This is a genomic window from Paenibacillus sp. GP183 (genome assembly GCF_900104695.1).
In the GTDB taxonomy this organism is placed as follows: domain Bacteria; phylum Bacillota; class Bacilli; order Paenibacillales; family NBRC-103111; genus Paenibacillus_AI.
Genome location: NZ_FNSW01000001.1, coordinates 3670293 through 3694203, shown reverse-complemented (window position 1 = coordinate 3694203; position 23911 = coordinate 3670293). Strand labels below are relative to the sequence as shown.

Here is a 23911-nt window from a genome sequence, read left to right as displayed (position 1 = left end):
TATAAATCTCTCATTCGTATGCGAGCTCTACCGAAAATCTACTGAACCTTCGTTAAAGCCTTGTTGGCCAAAACGGAGCAAATGAGAGCAAGCCCTTTTTCCAAATCTTCTTTGGGGATCGCCAGGCTTGGCGCCAAACGAATCACATTCGGCCCTGCCGTAATGACCATCACACCTTGCTCATGAATCTCGCTAATCACTTCCGATACGGGCTGGGTGCAGGCAATGCCGATCAGCATGCCTTGACCTCGAACCTCTTGTACCAGTGGATTTCCAGCCAGCTGGGATTGCAGAGACTCCAGTGCGAATTGGCCGAGTTCTGCAGCGCGCTCAACCAAATTTTCGCCCAAAATCGTCTCCAAAGTGGCAATTCCTGCAGCCGTAGCGATCGGCGTTCCTCCGAAAGTAGAGCCGTGACTGCCGGCATTGAAAGCTTCCCGCAGCTTGGCTTTACCCAGCATGGCCCCGATCGGGAATCCGCTGCCCAACCCTTTGGCGAGGGTGAAAATATCCGGCTCAATCCCGTAATGCTCATAGGCAAAAAGCTTGCCCGTACGTCCCATACCCGTCTGGATCTCATCCAAAATGAGCAGCAGATCCTGCTGTTTGCAAAGCTCCGCTACCTGCTTGATAAAAGCAGGCTCAACAGGATGCACGCCACTCTCTCCCTGTACCAGCTCCAGCATGATGGCGCACGTTTTATCCGAAAGCAGACTTTTTACGGATTCGATATCATTGAAATCGGCATAAACGAAGCCGTCCGGAAGTGGATGAAAGCCTTCCTTTACTTTGTCCTGTCCTGTAGCGGTCAATGTAGCCAAAGTCCGTCCATGAAAGGACATCTGAAACGTAATGATCTCATACCGCTCCGTCTTCTTGACCTTTTGCGAATAACGGCGGGCCAGCTTGATTGCGGCTTCGTTGGCTTCCGCACCGGTAGAACAGAAAAACACGGCATCCGCACAGCTGTTATCCGTCAACAGCTTGGCGAGCTTCTCCTGATTCGGTATGTGAAACAGGTTGCTCGTATGCCACAGCTGATCCAGCTGGGCTATCAGCTTTTCCTTGACCTGCTTGGGGGCATGACCCAGATTGGTGACGGAAATTCCGCTCATCAAATCGATATATTCCTTGCCCTTGTCGTCCCAGAGGCGGCTTCCCTCGCCTTTTACAAAAGCAATCGGGTATCTGGCATAAGTGGGAAATAACGAGCTTTGAACATCATTCATAAACATATTCACTCCTTTTTGATGAAAAATAGGATAAGGACTTACAAGATAAAAGCAAACTGAAAGATAAGACCAATACTTACTTAACGATTCTCGTTCCGATGCGGTTTCCTTTTAACGCCTTGCTCAGCACGCCCGGTTCCGAACCGTTGACGATCACGACCTCTTGCACTTGTCCTTGAATACAGGCAATGGCAGCGCGAACCTTGGGAATCATGCCGCCATAAATGTCACCGTCCGCAATCATTTGTTCTATTTCGGCTACTGTTACAGAAGTAAGCACCTGCTTCTCTCCGTCCACAGTTTTCAAAATGCCAGGCACATCGGTCACGACAATCATCCGCTCCGCGCCCAAATGGGAAGCTACGGCTCCCGCTGCCGTATCGGCATTGATATTGTATCGCTGACCTCCATCGGAGCCAAGTCCGACCGGTGCAATGACAGGAATGTAGCCCATGTCTACGATACCGAAGATGAGCTCTGCGTTCACATGCGTCACTTCGCCAACCAGGCCTACTTCATCACTGTTTCTGACCGGCTTCGCCTGAATCAACTGCCCGTCGACGCCGGACAATCCAAGCGCTTTGGCGCCGGCCAGCTGAATTCGTCGCACAATCTCCTTATTGATCTGCCCGGACAGCACCATCTCCACCACATCCAGCACAGCTTCATTCGTTTTGCGCAAACCGCCGACAAACTCCGTTTCGATGCCCAGCTTGGACAGCGTATCCGAGATAGCCGGACCGCCGCCATGCACGACTACTGTCACCAAGCCTTCATCCTGCAGCTGCTTCATATCGGCAAAAAAGCTGTCCGGCAGGGCTGCGAGTGTACTCCCGCCGCATTTCATGACAAAACAACTATGACTCATGACTTGCATGCTCCTTTCTTAAAGAGTTGAAACCTATACGGAATCATAGACTTTCGAACTGCTATTGAGAGAAATCCGAGTATATTAAAGAAATAAATGCCTGATGATCCTAAGTCCGGTAAGCGGCATTGATCCTCACGTAATCATAGGTCAAATCGCAGCCCCAGCCTGTTGCTTGCCCTGCGGACATGTGTAAATCGATGTGAATGTTCACCGTGTCGCCTTTCAAATATTCGGCCGCTTTTTCCTCGTCAAACTTCACAGGACGCGACTGCTCCAGCACAGCGATGTCGCCCAGTCGAATATCCACAGTGTCCGGGTTCACCCGCTGTCCGGAACGGCCGACCGCCGCTATGATCCGCCCCCAGTTCGCATCCGCGCCAAAGCATGCGGATTTCACAAGGCTGGAGCCGATCACGGTCTTGGCAATCGCCCGCGCCGCATTGTCGGTCTCAGCGCCCTTGACGCTGACTTCGATCAGCTTCGTGGCGCCTTCGCCGTCACGGGCAATCGCTTTGGCGAGGTATTCGCCCACGTATTGAAAACCGGCGGCGAACGCCTCCCAATCCGGATGCTCTGGATGCAGCGCTTCGTTGTTCGCCAGGCCGCTGGCCATCACCACGACCATGTCGTTGGTGCTCGTATCGCCGTCAACAGTGATCATGTTGAACGTATTGTCCGTAACCCTGCTCAGCAGCAGCTGCAGGTATTCGCTTTCGATCTCGGCATCGGTGGTGATGAAGCCGAGCATGGTGGCCATGTTCGGGTGAATCATCCCCGAACCCTTGGCGGCTCCGGCAATATGCACCGCTTTGCCGTTCACGCTCAAGCGGACGCACGTCATCTTCTGCACGAGATCCGTGGTCAGGATCGCCTGGCAGAAGTCGTCGCCTCCGTCCGCCTTGACCCTTTGCGGCAGCTTCGCAATGCCGCCTAAGACCTTCGCCATCGGCAGCAGCTCGCCGATCACCCCCGTGGACGTGACGCCCACGTGGTGTTCGGCGACGCCCAGCGCCTCGGCGGCAGCGGCCCGCATGGCCCGCGCATCGGCTTCGCCCTGCTGGCCGGTGCACGCGTTGGCGTTGCCGCTGTTGACGATCATCGCCTGCAGTTTGCCGCCTGCAGCGATGCTTTCTTGCGTCACTCGCAGCGGCGCCGCTTGAAACGCGTTCAGCGTGTAGACGCCCGCCGCTGACGCAGGCACTTCACAAACAATGGCGCCGAGGTCATGGCGCTCCGTTTTTTTGAGGCCGCAGTGCAGGCCTCCTGCAGTAAATCCTTTGGGCGTGGTGACCGTGCCCTCCGGCAGTATGGTAAATTTCCCCTGAACCGTCATCATTGCTCCACCTAACCTAACCTTTTGAATGATCTGTTTTATTTTGATGAATGATCTGTTTCGATTTTTTTATGAATAATTGAATTATGGATACATCGGTGCAAAGAGCAGCCCTGTAGTTTCATCCCAGCCCATCATCAAATTCAAATTCTGGATGGCCTGCCCGGCGGCGCCTTTGACCATATTGTCTTCGACCGAGATAATCGTCACCCTACCTGTTCGCTCATCAACCGCAAAACCAATATCGCAGTAATTCGAACCGCACACTTCCTTGGTAGACGGCCATTTGCCCTGCGGACGGATTCTCACAAAACGGCGACCTTCATAATACTCCCGATACAGCTGGATAAAATCCTCATCGGATCGCTCGCCTTTGATCGTTGCATACATCGTCGACATAATGCCGCGCGTCATGGGAACCAAGTGAGTCGTGAAGGTAGTCACCACCTCATGCCCGGCAATACGTCCCAAGGCTTGCTCAATCTCGGGTACATGTTGATGCTTATTTAGCTTATAAGCGGAGAAATTCTCGTTCACCTCGGCAAAATGCACACCCAGGTTCACACCGCGACCCGCTCCGGAAACACCGGATTTTGCGTCAATGATGATCGAGGACGGATCGATCCATCCTGCTTTCACAGCCGGAATCAGCCCTAATAAGGTTGAGGTTGCATAACAGCCCGGATTGGAAATGAAGTCCGCCCCTTGGGCCTCATCTCCGAAGGCTTCACAAAGACCGTATACCGCTTTGGCCAAGTCAGCTTCGTCCGCTGCTTTGCGTTTGTACCATTTCTCATACACGTCCGGTGATTTGAGCCTGAAATCGCCGGAGAGATCAATGACTTTAAGTCCCGCGGCGAGAAGCTTGGGGGACAAGCCGATGCTTACTCCCGCCGGTGTGGCAAGAAAGACGAGATCCGCCTTGCCGGCAATCAATTCAACCTCCAGCTCATCAAGAGTATTCAATACAATATTATGTAAATGCGGAAAGCCATCTACAATCGGATCTCCGGCGCTAGAGGTGGAGATGACCGACGTGAGGCGCACGAAGGGGTGAGCCTGCAATAGCCGAATCAGCTCTGCGCCGCCGTAGCCGGTTGCTCCGACAATAGCCGCTCTTAATTCATTACTCATGTATACTTCCTCCAATGTCGGTTAAAGATATGTATTATTATACATTCGATAGTATAATAATACAATTGGTATTTCATATATCTTTTGATTTATAAGTCCTTCTTAAATATGTTTATGCACTCTATGCATCCAAACATGCATAAAATGATTGAATGACATGCTCAAGCTTCCTTTAATAAAAATCCTACACCGCTTCCAGTGTAGGATTTTTGTTTGTTAACTTGGCCGATCCGCATCTTTGTTCAGATTAATTTGAAATCTTAAATATGCATCGATGAAAGGATCCAGATCACCGTCCATCACGGCGCCAACATTGCCGGTTTCCTCGGAAGTCCGATGGTCCTTGATCATACTGTATGGATGGAAGACATAGGAACGGATCTGGCTGCCCCAAGCAATAACCGACTGCTCGCCGCGAATCTCGGCCAGATGCTTTTCCTGCTCCTCGATTTTTTTCTCATAGAGCCGAGAACGCAGCATCTTCATGGCCTTCTCGCGGTTCTTGATTTGGGACCGCTCTTGCTGACAGCTCACCACCACACCTGAAGGGATGTGCGTGATACGCACCGCCGAATCGGTTGTGTTGATATGCTGACCGCCCGCTCCGGTAGCGCGATACGTATCGATCTTGAGATCCTCGGTACGGATCTCAACTTCTGTATCGTCCTCGATCTCCGGCATCACATCGCATGAGACGAACGAGGTATGACGCCGCCCCGACGCGTCAAAAGGCGAAATGCGCACGAGTCGGTGCACGCCCTTCTCTGCCTTCAGATATCCGTAGGCATTGAAGCCTTTGATTAACAGCGTGACGCTCTTTACGCCGGCTTCATCGCCCGGCAGGTAGTCGAGCACCTCGACGATGTAGCCGCGCTTTTCCGCCCAGCGGCGGTACATGCGCAGCAGCATCTCCGCCCAGTCCTGGGATTCGGTGCCGCCTGCTCCCGGATGGAGCTCCAGGATAGCATTCAGCCTGTCGTAAGGCTGACTAAGCAGCAGTCCCAGCTCGAAGCCCTCGAGCTTCTTGACCAAAGCCGCGATACCCGTTGTGATCTCGCCGATCAAGCTGTCATCGGCTTCCTCATCGACGAGCTGAGCCATGACCTCCAGGTCTTCATACTCCCCTGACATCTTCTGAAATTCCTCGACCACGCTCTTGATCGCATTCAGCTCACCAATCGTCTTTTGGGCCTTTTCATTGTCGTCCCAAAAGTCCGGAGCCGCCATCTTTTCTTCAAAATCACCAATCGCTTCGAGCTTGTGATCCAAGTCAAAGAGACCCCCGTAATTCGGATAGTCGCTTTGCCGTTTCCCTTAAATCGTGTTTCACTTCTGGTTCCAGCATGCCTTACACCTCATCTATGTCATCTCGCAAATTACGTTCACCTTACAACACCCGCAGGCAGGTCTTTTACTTCCCGTGGCACTGTTTGAATTTCTTGCCGCTTCCGCAAGGGCATGGATCGTTGCGCCCGATACGGTCGTCACGCACGACAGGCTTCTTGCCGCCTGCTTCATTCTTGGTATCGACCGCTTGGCCTTCCGCCACAGCTTGCCGTTCCAGGTTGCTTTCCACATGCGCCTTCATGATGTAGGTCGCCACTTCTTCTTGAATGTTCCCGATCATCTCCTGGAACATCTCGAAGCCTTCGAATTGATACTCGCGAAGCGGATCCGTGCCGCCGTAAGCTCTCAGATGAATCCCTTGACGCAGCTGGTCCATCGCATCGATGTGATCCATCCATTTGCTGTCAACAGCCCGAAGCACGACAACCTTCTCGAATTCACGCATGAATTCTTGGCCGATTTCCTCTTCGCGCTCGTCATAGCGCTTGCTGACCAAATCTTGAATATACGCTATAATCTCTTCCTGCTCTTTGCCCCAGATGTCTTTGTCTGTAAGCTGTCCCTCTTGCAGGAAAGTATTGTTAACGAAATCTGCAACTTCCTGCAGCTCCCACTCTTCCGGAATCTGTTCGACCGGACAGTGCGCCTTGACCACACGATCGATCACCGAAGCAATCATATCCTCCGCAATTTTACGGATGTTGTCCGATTCCAGCACTTCTTTGCGCTGCTTGTAAATAATCCCGCGCTGCTGGTTCATGACATCATCGTATTGGAGGACGATTTTACGCACATCGAAGTTATTGCCTTCGACACGCTTCTGAGCGGATTCAACAGCCCGGCTGATCAGCTTGCTCTCGATCGGCTGGTCTTCTTCCATGCCCAGACGTTCCATCATCGCCATAATGTTATCGGCGCCAAAACGCTTCATCAGTTCATCCTCTAATGAGAGGTAGAACTGGGAGGACCCGGGATCGCCTTGGCGTCCTGCGCGGCCGCGCAGCTGATTATCGATCCTTCTACTCTCATGGCGCTCCGTACCTATGATATGCAGTCCCCCTACATCAGGTACATTTACACCGAGCACAATATCGGTACCGCGTCCCGCCATGTTCGTTGCAATCGTAACCGCCCCAGGTTCACCTGCGCGAGCAACGATTTCTGCTTCTTCGGCGTGATATTTGGCGTTGAGGACTTTATGCTGCACACCTTTTTTCTTCAGCATTTGAGACAAACGCTCGGAGTTCTCGATCGAAATTGTACCGACAAGGACCGGCTGGTTTTTTTGATGCCGTTTTACAATTTCGTCGACGACGGCACTGAACTTGCCATTTTCGGACTTGTAGACCACATCCGGCAGATCCGTGCGGATCATCGGGCGGTTGGTTGGAACGATGATGACTTCCAGGCCGTAAATTTTCTTGAATTCTTCTTCTTCCGTCTTCGCCGTACCGGTCATCCCCGCAAGCTTGCGGTACATCCGGAAATAGTTCTGGAAGGTAATGGTAGCCAGCGTCATGCTTTCATTCTGCACTTCCAGCTGCTCCTTGGCTTCAATCGCTTGATGCAATCCATCGCTGTAACGGCGGCCTGTCATCATGCGTCCGGTGAATTCATCGACGATGATCACTTCGCCCTCTTGCACCACATAATCCACTTCATTTTTCATGATGACGTGTGCTTTTAAAGCTTGAGTGATGTGATGGTTGATGGTCACGTTGTTATGGTCGAACAAGTTGTCGATGCCAAAAGCCCGCTCAGCTTTGGTCACACCCGCTTCAGTTAAAACGACGGATTTGACCTTGATGTCCACCGTATAATCCTCATCGGGAGTCAGCCTGGTTATAAAACGATCGGCCGCATAGTACATATCTGTAGACTTTGCTGCTTGTCCCGAAATAATCAACGGCGTTCTGGCCTCATCGACCAAAATCGAATCCACTTCATCAATTACGGCAAAATAAAGCGGCCGCTGCACCATCTGCTCTTTATACAGCACCATGTTATCGCGCAAATAGTCGAAGCCATATTCATTGTTCGTTCCGTATGTGATGTCGCAGGCATAAGCCTCTTGTTTTTCTTCATGAGATAAATCATGCAGGTTCACACCTACAGTCAAGCCCAGGAAATCATAAATCTGGCCCATCTCCGCACTGTCACGCTGAGCCAAATAATCATTGACGGTAACAACATGCACCCCTTGCCCAAGCAAAGCGTTCAAATAAACCGGCAATGTTCCGACGAGGGTTTTACCTTCCCCGGTTCTCATCTCCGCTATACGGCCCTCGTGAAGCACCATACCGCCTACTAGCTGTACATCATAATGGCGCTTACCCAATGTGCGCTTGGATGCTTCCCTAACTACTGCAAAAGCCTCCGGAAGAATGTCGTCCAAATCCTCTTCCTCTGATGCCAAACGCTCTTTGAATTCAGTGGTTTTGGCTTTGAGTTCCTCGTCTGATAAAGCCTCCATGGATGGCTCGAGGCTATTAATCTGATCGACAGTTTTCCACATGCGCTTGATTTCTCGTTCATTGGAATCACCAAAAATCTTTTTAACAAGTCCTAGCATCGGTGAACCCCTTTCCCCAATCATTTCGTATCCTTAAATTGTATCAGTTTGAAGGTCATGCCGCAACAAAACCCATGGTTTTGCGTTCCTGCTACCTTCATCCATATTTACCTTAATACGTATAAAATTGTCCTATGTTGCAAAATATTAAGCATAAGACACATTCAAAAAAGCTTGACCCAAGAAGCGGATCAAGCTTTTCCTAACATTTTCAATGGTTATAAGTACTCTTATAAAGCAGGTTCAATAAGGCCATATTTGCCGTCATTGCGTATATAAACGACATTCACTTGGGCAGTATCCATATTGGAAAATACAAAGAAATTATGTCCTACCATGTTCATTTGCAGAATAGCTTCCTCTACATCCATCGGCTTCAAAGTAAACTGCTTCGTTCTCACCAATTCAAAATCATCTTCCTCAACCGGATAATCTGCGTTGAATAAGGGATCCGCTCTAAAAAGATCACGTTTTCCGCCTTCCTGTCGAATTTTACGGTTTGCTTTGGTTTTCAGCTTACGAATCTGTCTTTCCAGCTTGTCAACTACCAGATCGATTGAAGCATACATGTCATTGTTCTTGTCTTCGGCTCTAAGAATAGCGCCTGCTAGGGGGATGGTGACCTCAACGGTCTGTAAACCTTTGACCACGCTTAGAGTTACGTGCACTTCCGATGACAGTGGAGCGTCAAAATACCTTTCCAATCGGCTAAGTTTCTTTTCCACATAATCCCTGAGAGCTTCCGTCACTTCTAGATGTTCACCGCGAATACCAAATTTCATTGATAACGCCTCCCTTCTGAACTTCAGTATACTACAATCAACTTGGACCTTCAAAATTTGTTAACATTTCTATTAGCGCAAAAAAACACCCCGAAACCTAGTTCAGGGTGCTGTAAAAAACGTTCAGATTCATCTATTCAAACGGCCCGCTGCCGGATGATTATAATTTGGTTACGTTGGCAGCTTGTGGACCGCGTGCGCCTTCAACGATGTCGAACTCAACGGATTGACCTTCGTCCAGGGTCTTAAAGCCCTCCGTTTGAATGGCGGAGAAATGAACAAATACGTCCCCACCGTCTTCACGCTCAATGAATCCATAGCCTTTTTCTGCATTAAACCATTTTACTTTACCTTGCATTTGACAACTTCCCTTCGTCTCCAAAATGAATGTAAGCCCTTACTTTTTGAATATAACATTCCCAGGCTTGACCTGTCAATTTTCCAGCACGATGGAGACGGAATGTTTAGAAAATTTGGGTATTCACAATTTCTTGGGTCGAATTCGACCTTTGAAAGCTTGTTTTCATTACTTATGCACAAAGTTGTACACATTATCCACAGGTTAGAGGCTATTCTGTCAACAAAGTTATACACAGGATTGATCGAGATTTGGAAAATAAATCTTAAAACATACTGAAAAAAGCCGTACAGAAAGGGATCTGAACGACAGGTATGAATTCAACCCGGTGGCTTTGTTCCCCTGGTCTATTTCTTTTTATCAAAAAAGAAGCTTTCTCCATTATACCCAGAATCGTATACGTTTCGTTGTTTACGACTTGCCTCTATCTTATTTAGTTGATCTTGGGCTTCTTCCTTAAAGAAATTCATTTTTGCAATAAAAGCAGTGTCATGAGACAGTATGGCTTCCAGTCGTTCTATATATTGCATTTTTTCATTTTGACTCGGAGTATGTTGAAGTAATATGTCTATAATCTTTGTGCGTTGTTCCATAAATTTTGTTAATTGTTCCTCCAACATGCCAGGCAATTCTGCCAAACCTAGCAGAGTAAGATTTTCCAATTCTTCAATCAGCTTATCCATTTAGAGATCCCGAATTAACTGCTGCAGGTATTTGGGATAGCTTAGCAGCTTGTATCCAAGTTTCTTTCAACTCGATTAAGTAAGCAAGCACTTCTTCGACTGGTACCAATGATTTTTGAGTATTAGCTTCAATCAAGCGATAACCAAAATACTCATATAAGCGTAGTAAATGCTCTGCTATTGGAGACGTTCGATCTAAAGTGATCACAAATTCGCTGATTATATCTTGAGCCTTACCAAGGTTGTTATTGGCCTCTTGAAAGTTATCCGATTTCAACGCTTCAATACCCAATCGACAAAAACGAATAGCACCATCACTTAGCATAATTAATAATTGTGCAGGAGTTGCCGTCTGTACTGTCGATTCCAGATATTTATTCCGTTGTGTTTGAATCATGGGTGTTCCTCCTAATTTATTCGTTTACCTCAAACCACCGATTTATCTGCGTTCATCCACGAGAATACCGGCCATTTCCCAGAGCTTGGCTACAAAATCGAGAGACTTTTCAGGTGGAATTTCCCGTATAACTTCTCCTGTATCCTTGTCAAGAACTTTCACAGAAATAAGCTTTGTTCTTTGATGAATGGAAAATTCCAGTGAAGTTGATTTCCCTTGAACAGCCTTAATGGCATTTTCGATAGCTCTGACTAGTTGTGCGTCACTGATCGAGACGTTCTCTCCTTTTAACTCAGCTAGTTTCAATTCTTGAAAGTTGTTAATACTAGTTGGTAGTGGTAAACCAATATCGGTTGTTTCCGAGCTAGCCTCTTTAGGCCTACTTATTTGTTCCACTGGTCTATCTGCTCCCGAATTCCCTATTCCGCCAATCGATGCACTGAAGCTCATAGCACAAACCTCCATCCGATTATATATAGATTATATATCGGATAGAGCGGCATGAGTTATTAGATAAAATATTAAAAAATATCGTTATTTCTCATAGTACGGCTGGGTATAGACTGGAGTATTCAGAATAAACTAGGCGACCGATCGCTGGTTGCCTTCCGGGAAGCGCTCGCCGCTTAACGACTGTCTTTTTCAGAATGTCTACTTAAAAGGGGGATGACCACCTTGCTAGGTTTCGTTATTTAACTATTACTTAAATGCACTTGCCAGTTGCGCTGATTGAGAATTAAATTTACTGATAGCCTTCTCCATAGCAGAGAACTTATTATAATACATAGTTTCGAGAGACGTCATCTTTATATTTTGCTTATTGATTTCAGTATTAAGTTGGGTTAGTTGCTTACCAATGACACTATTAAACGAGGAATACGCCGTACCTACTTTTGCTGTTATCGTATCTAACTCTTTCTTAGTGTCATCATACATTCGTACCGCTACTCCGGTATGTGCGTAATCTGAACCTTTTCCAGCAAGCAATTTACTAACAACATCTGGATTATCTTCAATTGCCTTTCGCAGCTTCGTTTCATCGATATACAACTTACCCTTCTCTTGCCAAGTTCCACTTGTAATACCTATAGAAGCTAACGTAGTGTCTTTACCGTTAATATTAACGGGAGTCATTACGTCGAAACGCATATCACTAAGAACTTTCTGAATTCCGTTATCGCCTTTTAATAAACCGCTTTTTGCTTTGGTTTCCCAATTTGTGATATCAACATCTTTCATATTCTTACGTTGATTATCAGTGAGAGGTTTAAAATCGAGGTAAGTTGGTTCATTGATTTTATCGTTAAAAGTCTTAATAATATCGTTATAGTCGGTAACGAAACTCTTTACTTGATTTACAATAGCGTCGGCATCACTCTTTACGGTAATCGTAGAGACTCCCGATTTAACAAGTGTAATATTAACATTAAGTTGGTTTACATTATTACTAGTGCTATTTGTAATATTTACCCCGTTTAGAGTATAGTCAGCGTTGTTAGCTAGTTTATTAACCGCTCCATTAGTAGTATTCAACTTAAGTGTGGTAGCGAGGTTACCAGAGAACGAAATAGTATCACTATTAGCAGATGTTCCGTTAACTAAACCAGTATTTTTAGCGGTAACACCTAACTTGCCACTTAAAGAATCGTAGAAGGCTGATACTCCAGCGTCCGACTTATTAATAGCATCGATAATGATATTTAAGGAATCACTTCCATTTACTGTTCTTGTAGAATCAAACATTATAACTTTCCCATTAATAGTCAACGTATCTGTTGCACTTGCCGGATTAGCCAATGCCGTTGATTGAGTAGAAAGATCTTTAGTTTGGTCAAGTGCAGGTGCTCCGATTACAGTTGATCTAATATCACCGGAAACAGTATTAGCCGCGATAGCAACACGAGTAACGCTTATGTCCATAGTTCCAGGTGTAGCATTAGAAGTTGCTTTTGCAATAACCGAATCCCCGGTAACAGCAACCGTTTTAGCTGAATATGCTCCTTCCAAACGGTAGTTAGATAGTTTATTATTACGAAAGTCATTTAGTTTAAGGTTAATATCACGATAAGCATCAGTTTGCCATTGTAGAGTCTGCTTATTCTGATTCATTTTATCAACCGGAATACGTCTAGCCGCCATCATCTTTTGAACCATAGTATCAATGTCCATACCACTAGCTAAACCAGTAATACGCTGTACCATAATTACCACCCCTAGTCTTTTAAGTGAGTGAGTCCTTCTACTTATATCGGCTTCCTCTTTCTTATTTTGAATAGGGGCGGACATTATTTGGTTAATATCGCCTTTTATGTATGACCTATCAAGCCGCAAGCAAGCCCAACAAGGTGCTAAGGGCGGTAGTAAAAGCAAGCAATGGTCCAAGTAGCCAGAAGACTGGTGAAAAATGTATTCAGTATCATGAAGAACAAAAAACCTTACAGACAGCCTACCATAGTCGAACAGGAAAAGGGGTGGGCATAAGAAAAGACTATAACAATCCTACGTCTCTCCTTGTACATGCTAGTTTTTAATGAATATAGCCATATAAGCCATAGTCGTTACTTCATTATTCTTAAGAAGTGCCATCACATTACGTAAATATAGGGCATTATGTTCAATAGTCTTAGCAAAAGACTGGATTAACTTAATGACATGATCAGTATTAATGTTTTCCTTATAGAAGCCCGCCATTCCTATTAAGTGCATTTTGATCAATTTGGTTGTCCTAAACATTCCTTTTTCTCTCCTTATTTGAGCTTTTCGTTCAGGAAAACAAAAATAGCCCCAATCCCCTTCAACGGAGATTGAGTCTTCTGTCAATATTCAGTTCTTACTCAAACTGGTGCCATCGATACAAAATCGGCTTGCTGTTTGTCATCTTTCGCCCATTTCCACGTTCTCTCTAAGAAAGTCTTCGGAATGGTTGTCCAGAGTCCCCACGATCGAGTAGTAGAGAACGCCGAACTCCTCCGTCTCCGGCACGTACATCCGATTGATCTCGAAATCGTCCAGGCAAAACCGCTCCACGTATTCCGGCCAGTCGATACCAACCGGAACCTTATCCCCGGGCTCCAGGCAGACCTGACGGACATGCGGCTCTAGGCTAAACTCTGAAATGTCCTCCTCGTCCGAATAAGCCTCGTACAGATCGATCCAGTCCCTCTCGACGTAGCCGCGGAACGATTCTGGAAAAGCCCCGGCTTCATTCAATGCCTGCACATCGGTGTATGTCTTGACAACAATCATTTTCCATCCCTCCCCAACAGTTGCTTTCGGACAGCAAAAAGGACTTCTCCGAAGAGAAGTCCCAAACGCTTGTTCTATTATATGATATATGTTTTCCATTACATTTGATTCGATTACATGCGCTACGGTTCGAAAATGCCCTACACCCTAATGTATATATGGCCCCCAGATATGACTGAACGGACTGCTCCATGGCACTGGTTTGGCTCAGCATTTCCGTCATTCTGGACGCATTCGTTTTCGCGGTATCCATGCCATCTTCATCACGGACAGGCTGATTAATTCTTTATAAAAATAGTCATATACGGAAGACTTGTGTATCCATTTTTATGAAGTAAGTCATAGACTTGCTTTAGGTACAATTTATTGTGCTCTACAGTCTTAGCAAAGGACTGAATCAGCTTAATTGCCAGTTCTATATCCATCCCTTTATGGAATCCAGCCAAACCAATAAGGTGCATTTTAATCAAGGCGTGATGGATAACCAGCATGATATATTCATCAAAAACGGTCGGATAATCTCCAAAGGGAAACATGTTTTTATATACTTGGTTGACTAGATAGTTCTCTAGAATATACTCATGTTCTTTCATGAATGGCTGATAGTATTGATCATACGCCTCTTGGTAGCGTTCAGCAATTTCATCTACGGATGCTTCTTCTGTGTATTGAATACCGTGTAAAAACTCGATAAAGCATTCCAGATAGCGATTACTCGTTATACCCCGAATGATCCGTTCATCTGCAAGCTCTTTGAGAATTTCCATTTGGATAACCTTTTGCGCAGGAATATCAGTAAGTAGATCTCGTAATGCCCCACCCGACATCATATTGGTGTACGAAGCAATAAGTTGAGGGATTTCATGAATTTCATGATTTGAAATGTGGTCTTGCAACTTGTTGTAGAACATCCCCAAAATGATAAGCCGTTCAGATAGCATATACTCTCGATTTTGTATTACTTGAATGGTAAAAATACGCAACTCCCAAAAATACCGCTGAGGTTTATTCATCATTCGCTTATCATGGGTATCCATAGTTTTTCCAATCATATTGCGAATTTCCGAGGATTCTTCAATTTCATCAAATTTAATCCCATCTGGATCTAACAAAGCAAGGCGGGCGGCCTCGGGGCAAGACATCGTTGCCGACTTCTCTAACATCCCGTTCACCCGGTTGCTCACCCTTGGATAGGTACTGCATACGTTAGAGAGATATTCCTCCCCTAACTTTGATTGAATGGTGCAAAGCTTATCCTCTGTGAGAAAAGCGCAACAGCCTTTGTCATCCATTTTAATCTTGGCATAATTCTCCGAGCTTGAATTGGATCTCACTCGGGTAACATTTTTATCTAGTAAAGACTTCATCTCTTTATCCTGCACTCTGTTATATTTCTTATAAGAAGAATCATCTATACTTACACGCCATCCTACACAACAGCTATCTTCACAGGCCGATCCAATACATGAAAATTGATTCATATATTGCGGTACTAGCAATGGACGTTTTTTGCTACTCATGATGGTTTCCCCTTTTCCTATGTACTACAGACAGGACTGGTTTTAGAGTTTCATGACAAGGTATAGCGAAGCATGGATCTCTCTAATTCATGCTTCCAGGATAGATATGCAGGAAGTAATAATTCCTGTATACAATGAAAAGCCTTTCCTGCATCTTGTTTCTCGTAAGCAGCTACTAAAGAATCAATGGCGTCTCGTAAATCATCGGTTAAGGACTCGATTTCATTCGGCGGAAGTTCAACAAGATAAAGGAGGAGGGATCGTTCCATATGACTAAAGGCATTCACCAGGTCATGCAAGTGTTGAATGGTCTGTTGAAGATTACCTGCTTCTAGTTGATATACCATGTATTGAATACACTCCAAAGAGGAACTAGTCAGACTCATCGTCCTTTGAATCACTTGAATGTATCGATCAATCATTGCCTTTCCTCATTTCGTTTAAAAAAAAGAGACCTTAGACACGCTAAGGTCTCCTTTACTTAAGTGAATATTAACGAAGAAGTTGAAGAACACCTTGTGGTTGTTGGTTAGCTTGAGCCAACATAGCTTGAGCAGCTTGAGCAAGAATCGAGTTCTTTGTCTGGTTCATCATTTCTTTCGCCATGTCTACGTCACGGATACGGGACTCAGCTGCAGTTAAGTTCTCGGAAGAAGTTAGCAGATTCGCAATGGTATGTTCTAAGCGGTTTTGGAAAGCACCCAACTTAGCACGTTCAGTAGATACACTATCCGCTGCGTTACTGATGACACTAATAGCAGTTTGAGCACCTTGTTGGGTAGAAACATCGACAGAGTTGATACGAAGAGCTTGCGTACTCATTTCATTGATGTCAATGTTCACATTCTGCCCTTGATTTGCACCAATCTGCATGGCTACGGAAGAATCTGTTTTCGCATCCTTTGCGTCCTGTGTAACCTTAAAGCTAGTAAATAATTTATTAAAATTAGCTACAGCAGTAGTATCAGTAGCAGACTTCGTAGCACTAAACTTAAGATTGCTAATATCTTTAGCGGCTCCATTTTCACCAATGATGTTGATTTGGCCAGTAGTTGAATCCAAAGATATACTTGCTTTAGCGAGCGCTGGAACAGTCTTCAACTGATTAATCAAGTCATTAACTGTAGAACCACTGGCTACTGTAAGATTAGTGGAGAATGCACTACCATTCTGTGTTCCAGCAATAGTAATCACATTACCAGCAGTTAAATTGAGATTATTACCATCTTTATCCGTTAATCCAGTTAGCATTGTTGCATTTGATAAAGTACCGCCAGTTGCATCAGAACCCGTTACTGTGGCACCATTATTATATGCTCCCACAACAGCAGTAGTTGTAGCATTACCAAATATTTTAGCTGCTCCAGTATTGGCACCATTTACAATCTTAAACGTATCACTAGCTGTATTATTAACTAATGTAATTTTTGTGCCATCTGTTTTTACTGTAACTGCTCCAGCACCAAAAAAAGAACCATCGATTTTAGATTGTAATGCAGTAAGAATAGAATCACGGGTTGCATTTTTGTCAATGCCTGCTTGCCCAGTTAAATCAATTGTTACCGTTTTATTACCAATAGTTAAATCAAATTTTGCATCAGTTCCTACGGTGTTCAAATCAAATACTGTACCTGCTGAGTTATCAATTAAAACGGAATCAATCGTGCTAGCTTTACCTTTATATCCTAGAGCAGCCAAGGCAGATTGACTTGCAGCAGTTGGATCAGTAACGGCAACACTTGATGTTGAACCTGTTGATGCGGAAGTAAAGATAATTTTGTTATTGGCATCGAGGGAAGCTGCTACTTTTCCATTCAACGCGTTGTTATTCTGGATTTGAGCATTTACTTCAGCTAACAAATCTTGTGGTTTAGCATAATCCTTCGCTGAAAGGGTTAAAGTTTGAGCAGTGCCTCCATCAACTGTGAGCTGAAACTGATCATTAACACTAGAAACAATCTTGGTCACACCAGCGGTAACAGCTTTCACTGTATCCGTGCCGTTCGTTGTTGTTGCCCCAGTCATGCCCATCGTTGCAAATGCATCATTGGTGCTACCTGAGGCTACCGCAACACTTGTACCCGCCCCTGTAACTTTAGAGGTAAATACCAACTTAAAATCAGCAGTATAAGAAGCTGCTACCTGTTCAGATAAGTTTTTACCAGTATTATAGCCAGTTAATGCATTATTGACAGCTGTTAGGAACCCAGCTCTGTCATACGTCCCTGTTGCAATAGGAAGATCAGCAGATTGAGCAAATCCATTGACAGTTACTTTGAAATTTTGATTAGTTGCAGTAATAACGGTAGTTGTTCCTACAGCTGTACTACCAGTTGTTGAAGCTGCTGTGCCTGCAACAGCGGTTACCGCATCCCGAGTTAAAAGATTTGCCCCGGCAATTACTGAACCTGAAGTTGCTGCAATAATAGCAGATTTAAACTGATTTGAATTTTCTACAGTCCCTTGGGAGGCAGAAGCTCCACCTAAAGAACCATTCAACAATTTTTTGGAGTTGAACTCTGTTGATGCCGAAATACGATCAATTTCTGATTTTAATTGGCCAACTTCTTTTTGGATTTGTGAACGGTCAGCATCTGTAGATGTGTCATTGGAAGCTTGAACTGCCAACTCACGCATACGCTGAAGAATGGAGTGAGTTTCATTCATTGCGCCTTCAGCAGTTTGAATCATGGAGATACCATCTTGTGCATTTTTAGAAGCCATGTCCAATCCACGAATTTGTCCACGCATTTTTTCGGAGATAGCAAGACCTGCTGCGTCGTCTCCCGCACGGTTGATACGAAGACCGGAAGATAGCTTTTCCATTGCCTTACCTTGTTCTTCTTGAGATGCTGTTAACTGACGATGCGTGTTTAATGCTGCGATGTTGTGATTAATTCTCATTTTTTCTTCCTCCTGAAGGTTCGTTTCATCCACGTCCATGTGGATGTTAGTAGGCTTCGATATAGGTCGGCCGCCCTATTCTAACGCCATTACTATATATATCGTAATATCATTTGGAAAAGTGAAGAGTAAATACAAAAAATGTCGACTCTATGTCGACTCAGACTGTCGAGAAAAGCGGTTATTTTACTTTTCGATACAAAGGAAACATGAATAGGGCTTGTTTTTGCTCACGCCTTATCTCCTAAAACAACAATCGCCCTCTACTTTGCCTTCTTGGCAAGGTGGAGGGCGATCTTTTTTATATTCTGAACGGTTGCGGTCATCAACGCTTGCTCCTGGACGTTATCCCTGCCGCGCAAACGGCAATAGCGAAGTCCATGGAGCTCTTTAGCATCCGCGAAGCTTCGCTCAATAGTTTGGTATCGCAGTCGATACAAATATTTGCCGGACTTACTTAGTCGATTCAGCCTAACCCATTCCTTGCTGTCTTCCCATACATGCCGGGTAATCACTTTCTGCTTATTCTTGCCTCGTGTGCACTTCTCTAGAAGCGGGCAATCTTTGCAGTGCTTCGGGTTCGACTTATATTCCCGATAGCCTTCACGGTTCGTCGTAGAATATTTCAATTCGTGTTTAGCGGGGCAGACATATACGTTCTTTTCAACGTCGAACTTGAATTGCCACTTTTTCATAAGCCCTTTTACGGGTGTGAATGCACGGCCGCCGATGACCGCGAACACCTTCATTTCATGCAATTCTTTGCATATGTGGGCTGTTAGATAACCAGCATCAACTGCAACTGCCTCAAGTGATTTGTCAAATCCAAACTTCTTTATTTGGTATTTAAGCCGCTCAACATAGGGAACGGAGTCGTGGACATTACCTGCTGTAACGTGAACGTCAGTAATGATGTTAAATTTGTGATCGACAGTACGGTGATCCAAATAGAAGAATCCCTCCGGCTTGCCGTCACGAACCATGTAGCCGCTTTCCGGGTCTGTGGTGCTTACCTTGATTTCCTTAGTTTCCGCCACCTCCTCCCGAGCCTTCAACGGCTTTTTTCCAAGGCTCCTGCGATCTTCCTCAACTGCTTTCTCCAGTTCTTCTATGTATTCTTGTGGCGAACGTTCTACCACCTGAACGTTGTGCTTTCGCTTATTCGCATTTGCTTTTAGGTGGGTAGAGTCAGTGATGAGTACACGACCGGCTACCATCCGATTTTCGATTGCCAATCGGACAACTTCATCAAAGATGTCTTGGAATACCGTCGTATCTTTGAAGCGCTTCTTTCGGTTCCAACTGATGGTGGAGTGGTCAGGTGCCTTATTGGACAAGCCAATGCCCAAAAACCAGCGGTAGCCAAAATTCATGTTGATCTCTTGTTCGAGTTGACGCTCCGAACGGATTCCGTACAAGTATCCGATGAACAGCATTTTGAAGAGCATGATAGGGTCAATGGATGGGCGTCCATATGATTCGCTATAATAAGGACGAACTTTTTCTGTGATAAATGAAAAGTCCATGTATTTAGAAATATGGCGCAGCAAATGATCTTGCGGGACCATATGCTCAATGCAGACAAGTTCAAAGTCCAATTGAGGGTCTGGTTGATGAGAATACAACATGGATAACACCGCTCTTTCTAGTAAATTAACTATCTATATTATATCATATTAACGCGGTGTCGTGATAAATTATTTGAGCAAAAAGAAAGACTGTCGAGACTTTCTCGACAGTCTGTGTCGACTCTATGTCGACTTTTTTCTATTGTTCTTTTTTCATCAATCTCCCCAAATGCATCGGACTCACCGGTCTAATAGTAGCTTCCTTATTCGACTCTTGAATATTCTCGTAAATTTCCTTGCGATAAACCTCAATTTGCTTTGGAGCTTTTATACCAATGCGAACTGTATCTCCTTCAGTGCTGAGAATGACAACCTCTATTTGATCGCCAATCATGACCGATTCACCTTTTTTTCGAGCTAAAACAAGCATCCTCGTCACCCCTCTGTCTGATTTGTCTCGTCATTGAGAACAAGATCATGTTTCACTTTATACTCTGTATCGTTCAATATAACTTGCTTAGCAGTCTGATTCTTGCTGTTTACAATAATAGGAGCAAGCAAGTTCACTGTTGCTTTCGTGTAATCCTCATTAACTGTAACAATACTCCAAACCTCGACATCTCCAGGCTGTTCAATTTGCAACTCATCCTGAGCAAGTTCTGGCAGTTGGAAATCATATTCTTTAAAAAACAAAAAAGGATTCGTGACCAAGAAAGATAGTTCACCTTTTTCCAGTGATTGTAAATATAAAAAAGGAATATTTCCTTCAGGTTGAATCCTCGTGTAACGAGTTAAATCTTCAAAACCAGGCACTCCCTGTATAAAGGTTATTGTATCCTTCTCTTCTACTTCTAGTTCTCCAAAAAACAATGTGCTAATATTCATCATCAGATCTCCCTTAGCATTTAAAATTAAAATAACAAAAAGCTATAGAACATTATCTATAGCTTGATTATATCGTTTTACAATTGCAAATCAATTTGTGGAGGAATAATCTCAACTTTAGGATACTGTTTCATGTAAATATCAAGCTTGCCTCTATTATAATGAATCTCTGGTGGATTCACACGAGTATAAATATTTACCTTACCATCTTCAACGCTGATCTCAGGTTTATGCATTGTATACCTAATATCAACATTATCATAGGACGCTTCACCGTAATAATTAATTTCAGAATGCTCAAGAGTTGACTGTAGCGCAATATCTGCAATCGGATTTCCTTTATAACGCAGATCTCCCATCAGATTTCCATTTTCTACAATTCTGGCGACACCACGTAACGCTTCATTCTTGGCTTGAGAATAAATCCTTGTCATAGCTTCTAGAATCGGTCCTTGTCCTAAAGCGTCCCATGCACGAGTTTGGTCTATTTCAAGATCACCCATGGGCTGCCGGATCTCTTGCTTGGGTCGTTCAATCTGCATCTCCATTGTAGGCCCAGGCTGCTTTATGTCTTGAGTCCCTGGTTCCGAATTAATAATCATAATGGCCGGCTGCTGCCGAATCTGTATTTGTGGAAACTGTATATCAACCACCCCCTATTGAGTCGTAATTGATCTTAATGTAAAAAATCCAGAAGTGTAGGTTGAATAAGTTTACTTCCTGCCGATAAAGAAGCCTGGTAGACGCTCTCATCCATTTTAAGCTTTGTAATGACCTCTGCCATGTCAGCATCTTCAGTCTTAGATTGCAGACTAGTAATGTTAATGCCTATATCTTTTATTCTACTTTCAGCAAGTTGGATGCGATTCATTTTGGCCCCTACATCTGCTCTAACACCCAATAAACCATCCATTCTCTGATCAATGAGTGCAATAGAATTCTGGATACCGGGTTGATTTTGACTTCCGAGTGAAGCAGACAAGCTCTTTAGAATTTGGAAAGCATTGTTCTGTGTACCTGATGCACCAAAAATCTGCTCCGCTGTCTTATTGATGGCCATCTTCACGCCAGCACCAATCTCAAACTGAATTTCATCTTTGTTCGTTACAGCATTCTCAGGATTATTGGGATCTGGAAAAGGGGGTTGATCCGTAACTTGCCCGTTAAAAACATACTTACCGTTAAATTGACTATTTCCGAGATTGGTCAATTGTGAATACAACTGGTCAATTTCTGTTTTAATAGAGTTTAACGATTCTTTGGTGTTAGTTCCATTCGCACCTTGAACAGCCAGCTCACGAGCACGCTGCATAACATTGCCCATTTGATTAAGCGTGCTATCCGTGAAATCCAGATAGGAAACTGAAGCATCGACGTTTTTCTGATATTGGTCATTAGCCTCCAGTTCACTGCGGTAACGCAATGAAAAGCTGATTCCGACTGGATCATCGGACGGTTTATTAATCTTTCGCCCTGTTGACAGCTGATTCTGAAGCTTATCCATTCGATCCATATTATTATTCAAATTACGAAGCAATTGGCTGTTTAACATCGTTTGCGTAATACGACTTGGCATAGCTTTCACCTCATTATTTTACAATCAATTATCTACCTACAAGACCCATTGAATTAATCACTTTATCGAGCATTTGGTCAAAGGTAGTCATGGAGCGTGCGGCAGCATTGTAAGCATGCTGAAACTTAACCATATTAGCCATTTCCTCATCCATCGAAACACCGCTTACAGCTTGTCTTCTGGAATCAACCTGATCAACTAATATCTTCTGGTTTGCAGCTTGACGCTGCGCTTCCTGTGTTTGAACGCCGATTTCAGAAACTACTGCGCGAAGAAACTCATTAATGGTTCCACCGTTCCCTATACCGGAGCCATCAAAATTGTACTTTTGATTTTTGATATCAGCCAGTTTTAAGGCTAATTCGTTATTGCCCTTCACAACTTTGACTATGCCATCCTTTGGATCGACGAATGTTTTCATAGAAGCCGCAATGTTCTCCAAATGATCCGTTATATTTGTGCTAACTGTCATTTTGGCTGCTGCTGTACTGAAATCAGTAATGGGAACAAAGAAATCGCCGCCTAGCATTACCGGGGTTTGGAGTGTATACCCCTGCTTGTGAGTATCATTGACAGCTGTAACCATGGTAGAAACCATAGAATTTAATTGATTCTTGTATCCGGTTATATATCGGTCAGTCGAGAGCAACAGTCCGCTTAACTCTCCGCTGTTCAGATCAGTCGGGTAGGAAGTACGCGCAAGATTTTCTGTAAACGTTGTAGCTGTTTGACCTTGCACCAGATCTACATTTCCCATCTTTACGTGGTAACCACCGCTCTCATCTTGAACTGTGAGGTTGATTACTTTAGACAAATCGTCAATCAAGACATCCCGCTGATCGCGCAAATCGTTGGCATTATTCCCCAAACCTTCAACTCTGAAAATCTCGTTGTTCAGAGTTGCAATTTGTTTAAGGGTTGAATTTACCTGTGTTACTTTAACACTAACGTTTCCATTAAGGTCAGAAGCCAGGTCGTTGACCTGCTTGGCAGCATGATTAAAAGCATCCGTAACAGCAAGTGCTCTCTCTTTGACTACTGCTCGAGTTTCGAGGTTATCCGGTTGCTTACTGAGATCCTGCCAGGAATTCCAAAAATCGTCCATGACCTTTCTAATACCGGAATTGGACGGCTCATTGATAATAGCTTCGAGCTTTTGCAATGTATCTTGACGGACGGTCCATTCTCCCAAGCTTTTATTTTCATTCGTGAATTGCTTGTCGAGAAAGCCTTCCCGGATTCGGGTCACTTGGTCAAAGGTGACGCCTTGTCCCATTTGTCCTGCAACCGTGGACCTCATTAAGCCTATAGCCTCCATTGGGGAAGCTGCAACCATATTCACGGTTTGTCTGGAATACCCGCGAGTATTGGCATTTGCTATGTTATGTCCGGCAGTTGTCAGGGCTGCTTGTTGCGTGAATATAGCGCGTTTGGAAATCTCAATGCCGCCAAAGCTGGATCTCATTATGGTTCTCTCCCTTGCGAAGCAAATGGCAATCTATA

The 23911-nt window shown here is 44.7% G+C and carries 22 protein-coding genes; all 22 read right to left on the bottom strand.

All coding sequences use genetic code 11. The features are described 5' to 3' along the window. Positions 1-38: 38 nt before the first annotated feature. On the bottom strand, positions 39-1229 hold the full coding sequence (locus BLV33_RS18215; RefSeq protein ID WP_090794735.1) for an acetylornithine transaminase: 1191 nt from the start codon (positions 1227-1229) through the stop codon (positions 39-41). A gap of 79 nt (positions 1230-1308) precedes the next feature. After that, complete coding sequence (gene argB / locus BLV33_RS18210) at positions 1309-2100, bottom strand: acetylglutamate kinase (RefSeq protein WP_090794734.1); 792 nt, start codon at positions 2098-2100, stop codon at positions 1309-1311. A 109-nt stretch (positions 2101-2209) separates the two neighbouring features. After that, positions 2210-3436 carry a bifunctional glutamate N-acetyltransferase/amino-acid acetyltransferase ArgJ gene (gene argJ, locus BLV33_RS18205; protein ID WP_090794733.1) on the bottom strand — a complete coding sequence of 409 codons (1227 nt, stop codon included), beginning with the start codon at positions 3434-3436 and terminating at the stop codon, positions 2210-2212. An 84-nt stretch (positions 3437-3520) separates the two neighbouring features. Further along, the gene (argC, locus tag BLV33_RS18200; protein WP_090794732.1) at positions 3521-4570 is read right to left on the bottom strand and encodes an N-acetyl-gamma-glutamyl-phosphate reductase; all 1050 of its coding nucleotides are present in this window, start codon (positions 4568-4570) and stop codon (positions 3521-3523) included. A gap of 216 nt (positions 4571-4786) precedes the next feature. Further along, a protein-coding gene (prfB, locus tag BLV33_RS18195; protein WP_139305770.1) for a peptide chain release factor 2 occupies positions 4787-5915 on the bottom strand; the annotation gives its coding sequence in 2 pieces (ribosomal slippage) (positions 4787-5842 and positions 5844-5915; 1128 coding nt in all). Positions 5916-5981: 66 nt separating this feature from the next. Beyond that, complete coding sequence (gene secA, locus BLV33_RS18190; RefSeq protein ID WP_090794727.1) at positions 5982-8489, bottom strand: preprotein translocase subunit SecA; 2508 nt, start codon at positions 8487-8489, stop codon at positions 5982-5984. A gap of 230 nt (positions 8490-8719) precedes the next feature. Continuing rightward, positions 8720-9271, bottom strand: a complete 552-nt coding sequence (gene raiA, locus BLV33_RS18185) for a ribosome hibernation-promoting factor, HPF/YfiA family (RefSeq protein ID WP_090794726.1) — start codon at positions 9269-9271, stop codon at positions 8720-8722. A 160-nt stretch (positions 9272-9431) separates the two neighbouring features. After that, a complete protein-coding gene (locus BLV33_RS18180; RefSeq protein ID WP_089201641.1) occupies positions 9432-9629 on the bottom strand; it encodes a cold shock domain-containing protein in 198 nt (65 codons plus the stop codon). A 347-nt stretch (positions 9630-9976) separates the two neighbouring features. Beyond that, positions 9977-10312: a hypothetical protein gene (locus BLV33_RS18175; RefSeq protein ID WP_090794725.1), complete on the bottom strand. Its 336-nt coding sequence runs from the start codon at positions 10310-10312 to the stop codon at positions 9977-9979. Then, positions 10305-10709 (bottom strand): flagellar export chaperone FliS, encoded by a 405-nt coding sequence (fliS, locus tag BLV33_RS18170; protein ID WP_090794724.1) that lies wholly within the window; start codon positions 10707-10709, stop codon positions 10305-10307. Before fliS ends, BLV33_RS18175 begins: the two co-directional genes overlap by 8 nt. A gap of 42 nt (positions 10710-10751) precedes the next feature. Then, on the bottom strand, positions 10752-11159 hold the full coding sequence (locus BLV33_RS18165; protein WP_090794723.1) for a flagellar protein FlaG: 408 nt from the start codon (positions 11157-11159) through the stop codon (positions 10752-10754). Between the two features lie 249 nt (positions 11160-11408). Beyond that, entirely contained in the window at positions 11409-12911 is a 1503-nt protein-coding gene (gene fliD / locus BLV33_RS18160) for a flagellar filament capping protein FliD (protein ID WP_171909197.1), read from the bottom strand. A 672-nt stretch (positions 12912-13583) separates the two neighbouring features. After that, positions 13584-13955, bottom strand: coding sequence for a hypothetical protein (locus tag BLV33_RS18145; protein WP_090794711.1), 372 nt, complete (start codon positions 13953-13955; stop codon positions 13584-13586). A 278-nt stretch (positions 13956-14233) separates the two neighbouring features. Then, positions 14234-15475 (bottom strand): flagellin lysine-N-methylase, encoded by a 1242-nt coding sequence (gene fliB / locus BLV33_RS18140; RefSeq protein ID WP_090794710.1) that lies wholly within the window; start codon positions 15473-15475, stop codon positions 14234-14236. Between the two features lie 50 nt (positions 15476-15525). After that, entirely contained in the window at positions 15526-15897 is a 372-nt protein-coding gene (locus BLV33_RS18135) for a DUF8042 domain-containing protein (RefSeq protein ID WP_090794708.1), read from the bottom strand. A gap of 70 nt (positions 15898-15967) precedes the next feature. Further along, the gene (locus BLV33_RS30485) at positions 15968-18379 is read right to left on the bottom strand and encodes a flagellin N-terminal helical domain-containing protein (protein WP_090794705.1); all 2412 of its coding nucleotides are present in this window, start codon (positions 18377-18379) and stop codon (positions 15968-15970) included. A 263-nt stretch (positions 18380-18642) separates the two neighbouring features. Beyond that, positions 18643-20007 carry an IS1182 family transposase gene (locus BLV33_RS18125; RefSeq protein WP_090794702.1) on the bottom strand — a complete coding sequence of 455 codons (1365 nt, stop codon included), beginning with the start codon at positions 20005-20007 and terminating at the stop codon, positions 18643-18645. Positions 20008-20146: 139 nt separating this feature from the next. Further along, positions 20147-20377: a carbon storage regulator CsrA gene (gene csrA / locus BLV33_RS18120; protein WP_090794701.1), complete on the bottom strand. Its 231-nt coding sequence runs from the start codon at positions 20375-20377 to the stop codon at positions 20147-20149. A 5-nt stretch (positions 20378-20382) separates the two neighbouring features. Beyond that, positions 20383-20832 (bottom strand): flagellar assembly protein FliW, encoded by a 450-nt coding sequence (gene fliW, locus BLV33_RS18115; protein ID WP_171909196.1) that lies wholly within the window; start codon positions 20830-20832, stop codon positions 20383-20385. A 77-nt stretch (positions 20833-20909) separates the two neighbouring features. After that, positions 20910-21485: a DUF6470 family protein gene (locus BLV33_RS18110; protein ID WP_290439057.1), complete on the bottom strand. Its 576-nt coding sequence runs from the start codon at positions 21483-21485 to the stop codon at positions 20910-20912. Between the two features lie 23 nt (positions 21486-21508). Beyond that, positions 21509-22408, bottom strand: a complete 900-nt coding sequence (flgL, locus tag BLV33_RS18105; protein ID WP_090794699.1) for a flagellar hook-associated protein FlgL — start codon at positions 22406-22408, stop codon at positions 21509-21511. A 28-nt stretch (positions 22409-22436) separates the two neighbouring features. Further along, entirely contained in the window at positions 22437-23873 is a 1437-nt protein-coding gene (flgK, locus tag BLV33_RS18100) for a flagellar hook-associated protein FlgK (protein WP_090794680.1), read from the bottom strand. Between the last annotated feature and the right edge of the window lie 38 nt (positions 23874-23911).

Bases quoted from the DNA above. Each gene is read 5' to 3' on its own strand.
- BLV33_RS18215 (WP_090794735.1), bottom strand. From the start codon at position 1,229: ATGAATGATGTTCAAAGCTCGTTATTTCCCACTTATGCCAGATACCCG.
- argB (WP_090794734.1), bottom strand. From the start codon at position 2,100: ATGAGTCATAGTTGTTTTGTCATGAAATGCGGCGGGAGTACACTCGCA.
- argJ (WP_090794733.1), bottom strand. From the start codon at position 3,436: ATGACGGTTCAGGGGAAATTTACCATACTGCCGGAGGGCACGGTCACC.
- argC (WP_090794732.1), bottom strand. From the start codon at position 4,570: ATGAGTAATGAATTAAGAGCGGCTATTGTCGGAGCAACCGGCTACGGC.
- secA (WP_090794727.1), bottom strand. From the start codon at position 8,489: ATGCTAGGACTTGTTAAAAAGATTTTTGGTGATTCCAATGAACGAGAA.
- raiA (WP_090794726.1), bottom strand. From the start codon at position 9,271: ATGAAATTTGGTATTCGCGGTGAACATCTAGAAGTGACGGAAGCTCTC.
- BLV33_RS18180 (WP_089201641.1), bottom strand. From the start codon at position 9,629: ATGCAAGGTAAAGTAAAATGGTTTAATGCAGAAAAAGGCTATGGATTC.
- BLV33_RS18175 (WP_090794725.1), bottom strand. From the start codon at position 10,312: ATGGATAAGCTGATTGAAGAATTGGAAAATCTTACTCTGCTAGGTTTG.
- fliS (WP_090794724.1), bottom strand. From the start codon at position 10,709: ATGATTCAAACACAACGGAATAAATATCTGGAATCGACAGTACAGACG.
- BLV33_RS18165 (WP_090794723.1), bottom strand. From the start codon at position 11,159: ATGAGCTTCAGTGCATCGATTGGCGGAATAGGGAATTCGGGAGCAGAT.
- fliD (WP_171909197.1), bottom strand. From the start codon at position 12,911: ATGGTACAGCGTATTACTGGTTTAGCTAGTGGTATGGACATTGATACT.
- BLV33_RS18145 (WP_090794711.1), bottom strand. From the start codon at position 13,955: ATGATTGTTGTCAAGACATACACCGATGTGCAGGCATTGAATGAAGCC.
- fliB (WP_090794710.1), bottom strand. From the start codon at position 15,475: ATGAGTAGCAAAAAACGTCCATTGCTAGTACCGCAATATATGAATCAA.
- BLV33_RS18135 (WP_090794708.1), bottom strand. From the start codon at position 15,897: ATGATTGATCGATACATTCAAGTGATTCAAAGGACGATGAGTCTGACT.
- BLV33_RS30485 (WP_090794705.1), bottom strand. From the start codon at position 18,379: ATGAGAATTAATCACAACATCGCAGCATTAAACACGCATCGTCAGTTA.
- BLV33_RS18125 (WP_090794702.1), bottom strand. From the start codon at position 20,007: ATGTTGTATTCTCATCAACCAGACCCTCAATTGGACTTTGAACTTGTC.
- csrA (WP_090794701.1), bottom strand. From the start codon at position 20,377: ATGCTTGTTTTAGCTCGAAAAAAAGGTGAATCGGTCATGATTGGCGAT.
- fliW (WP_171909196.1), bottom strand. From the start codon at position 20,832: ATGAATATTAGCACATTGTTTTTTGGAGAACTAGAAGTAGAAGAGAAG.
- flgL (WP_090794699.1), bottom strand. From the start codon at position 22,408: ATGCCAAGTCGTATTACGCAAACGATGTTAAACAGCCAATTGCTTCGT.
- flgK (WP_090794680.1), bottom strand. From the start codon at position 23,873: ATGAGATCCAGCTTTGGCGGCATTGAGATTTCCAAACGCGCTATATTC.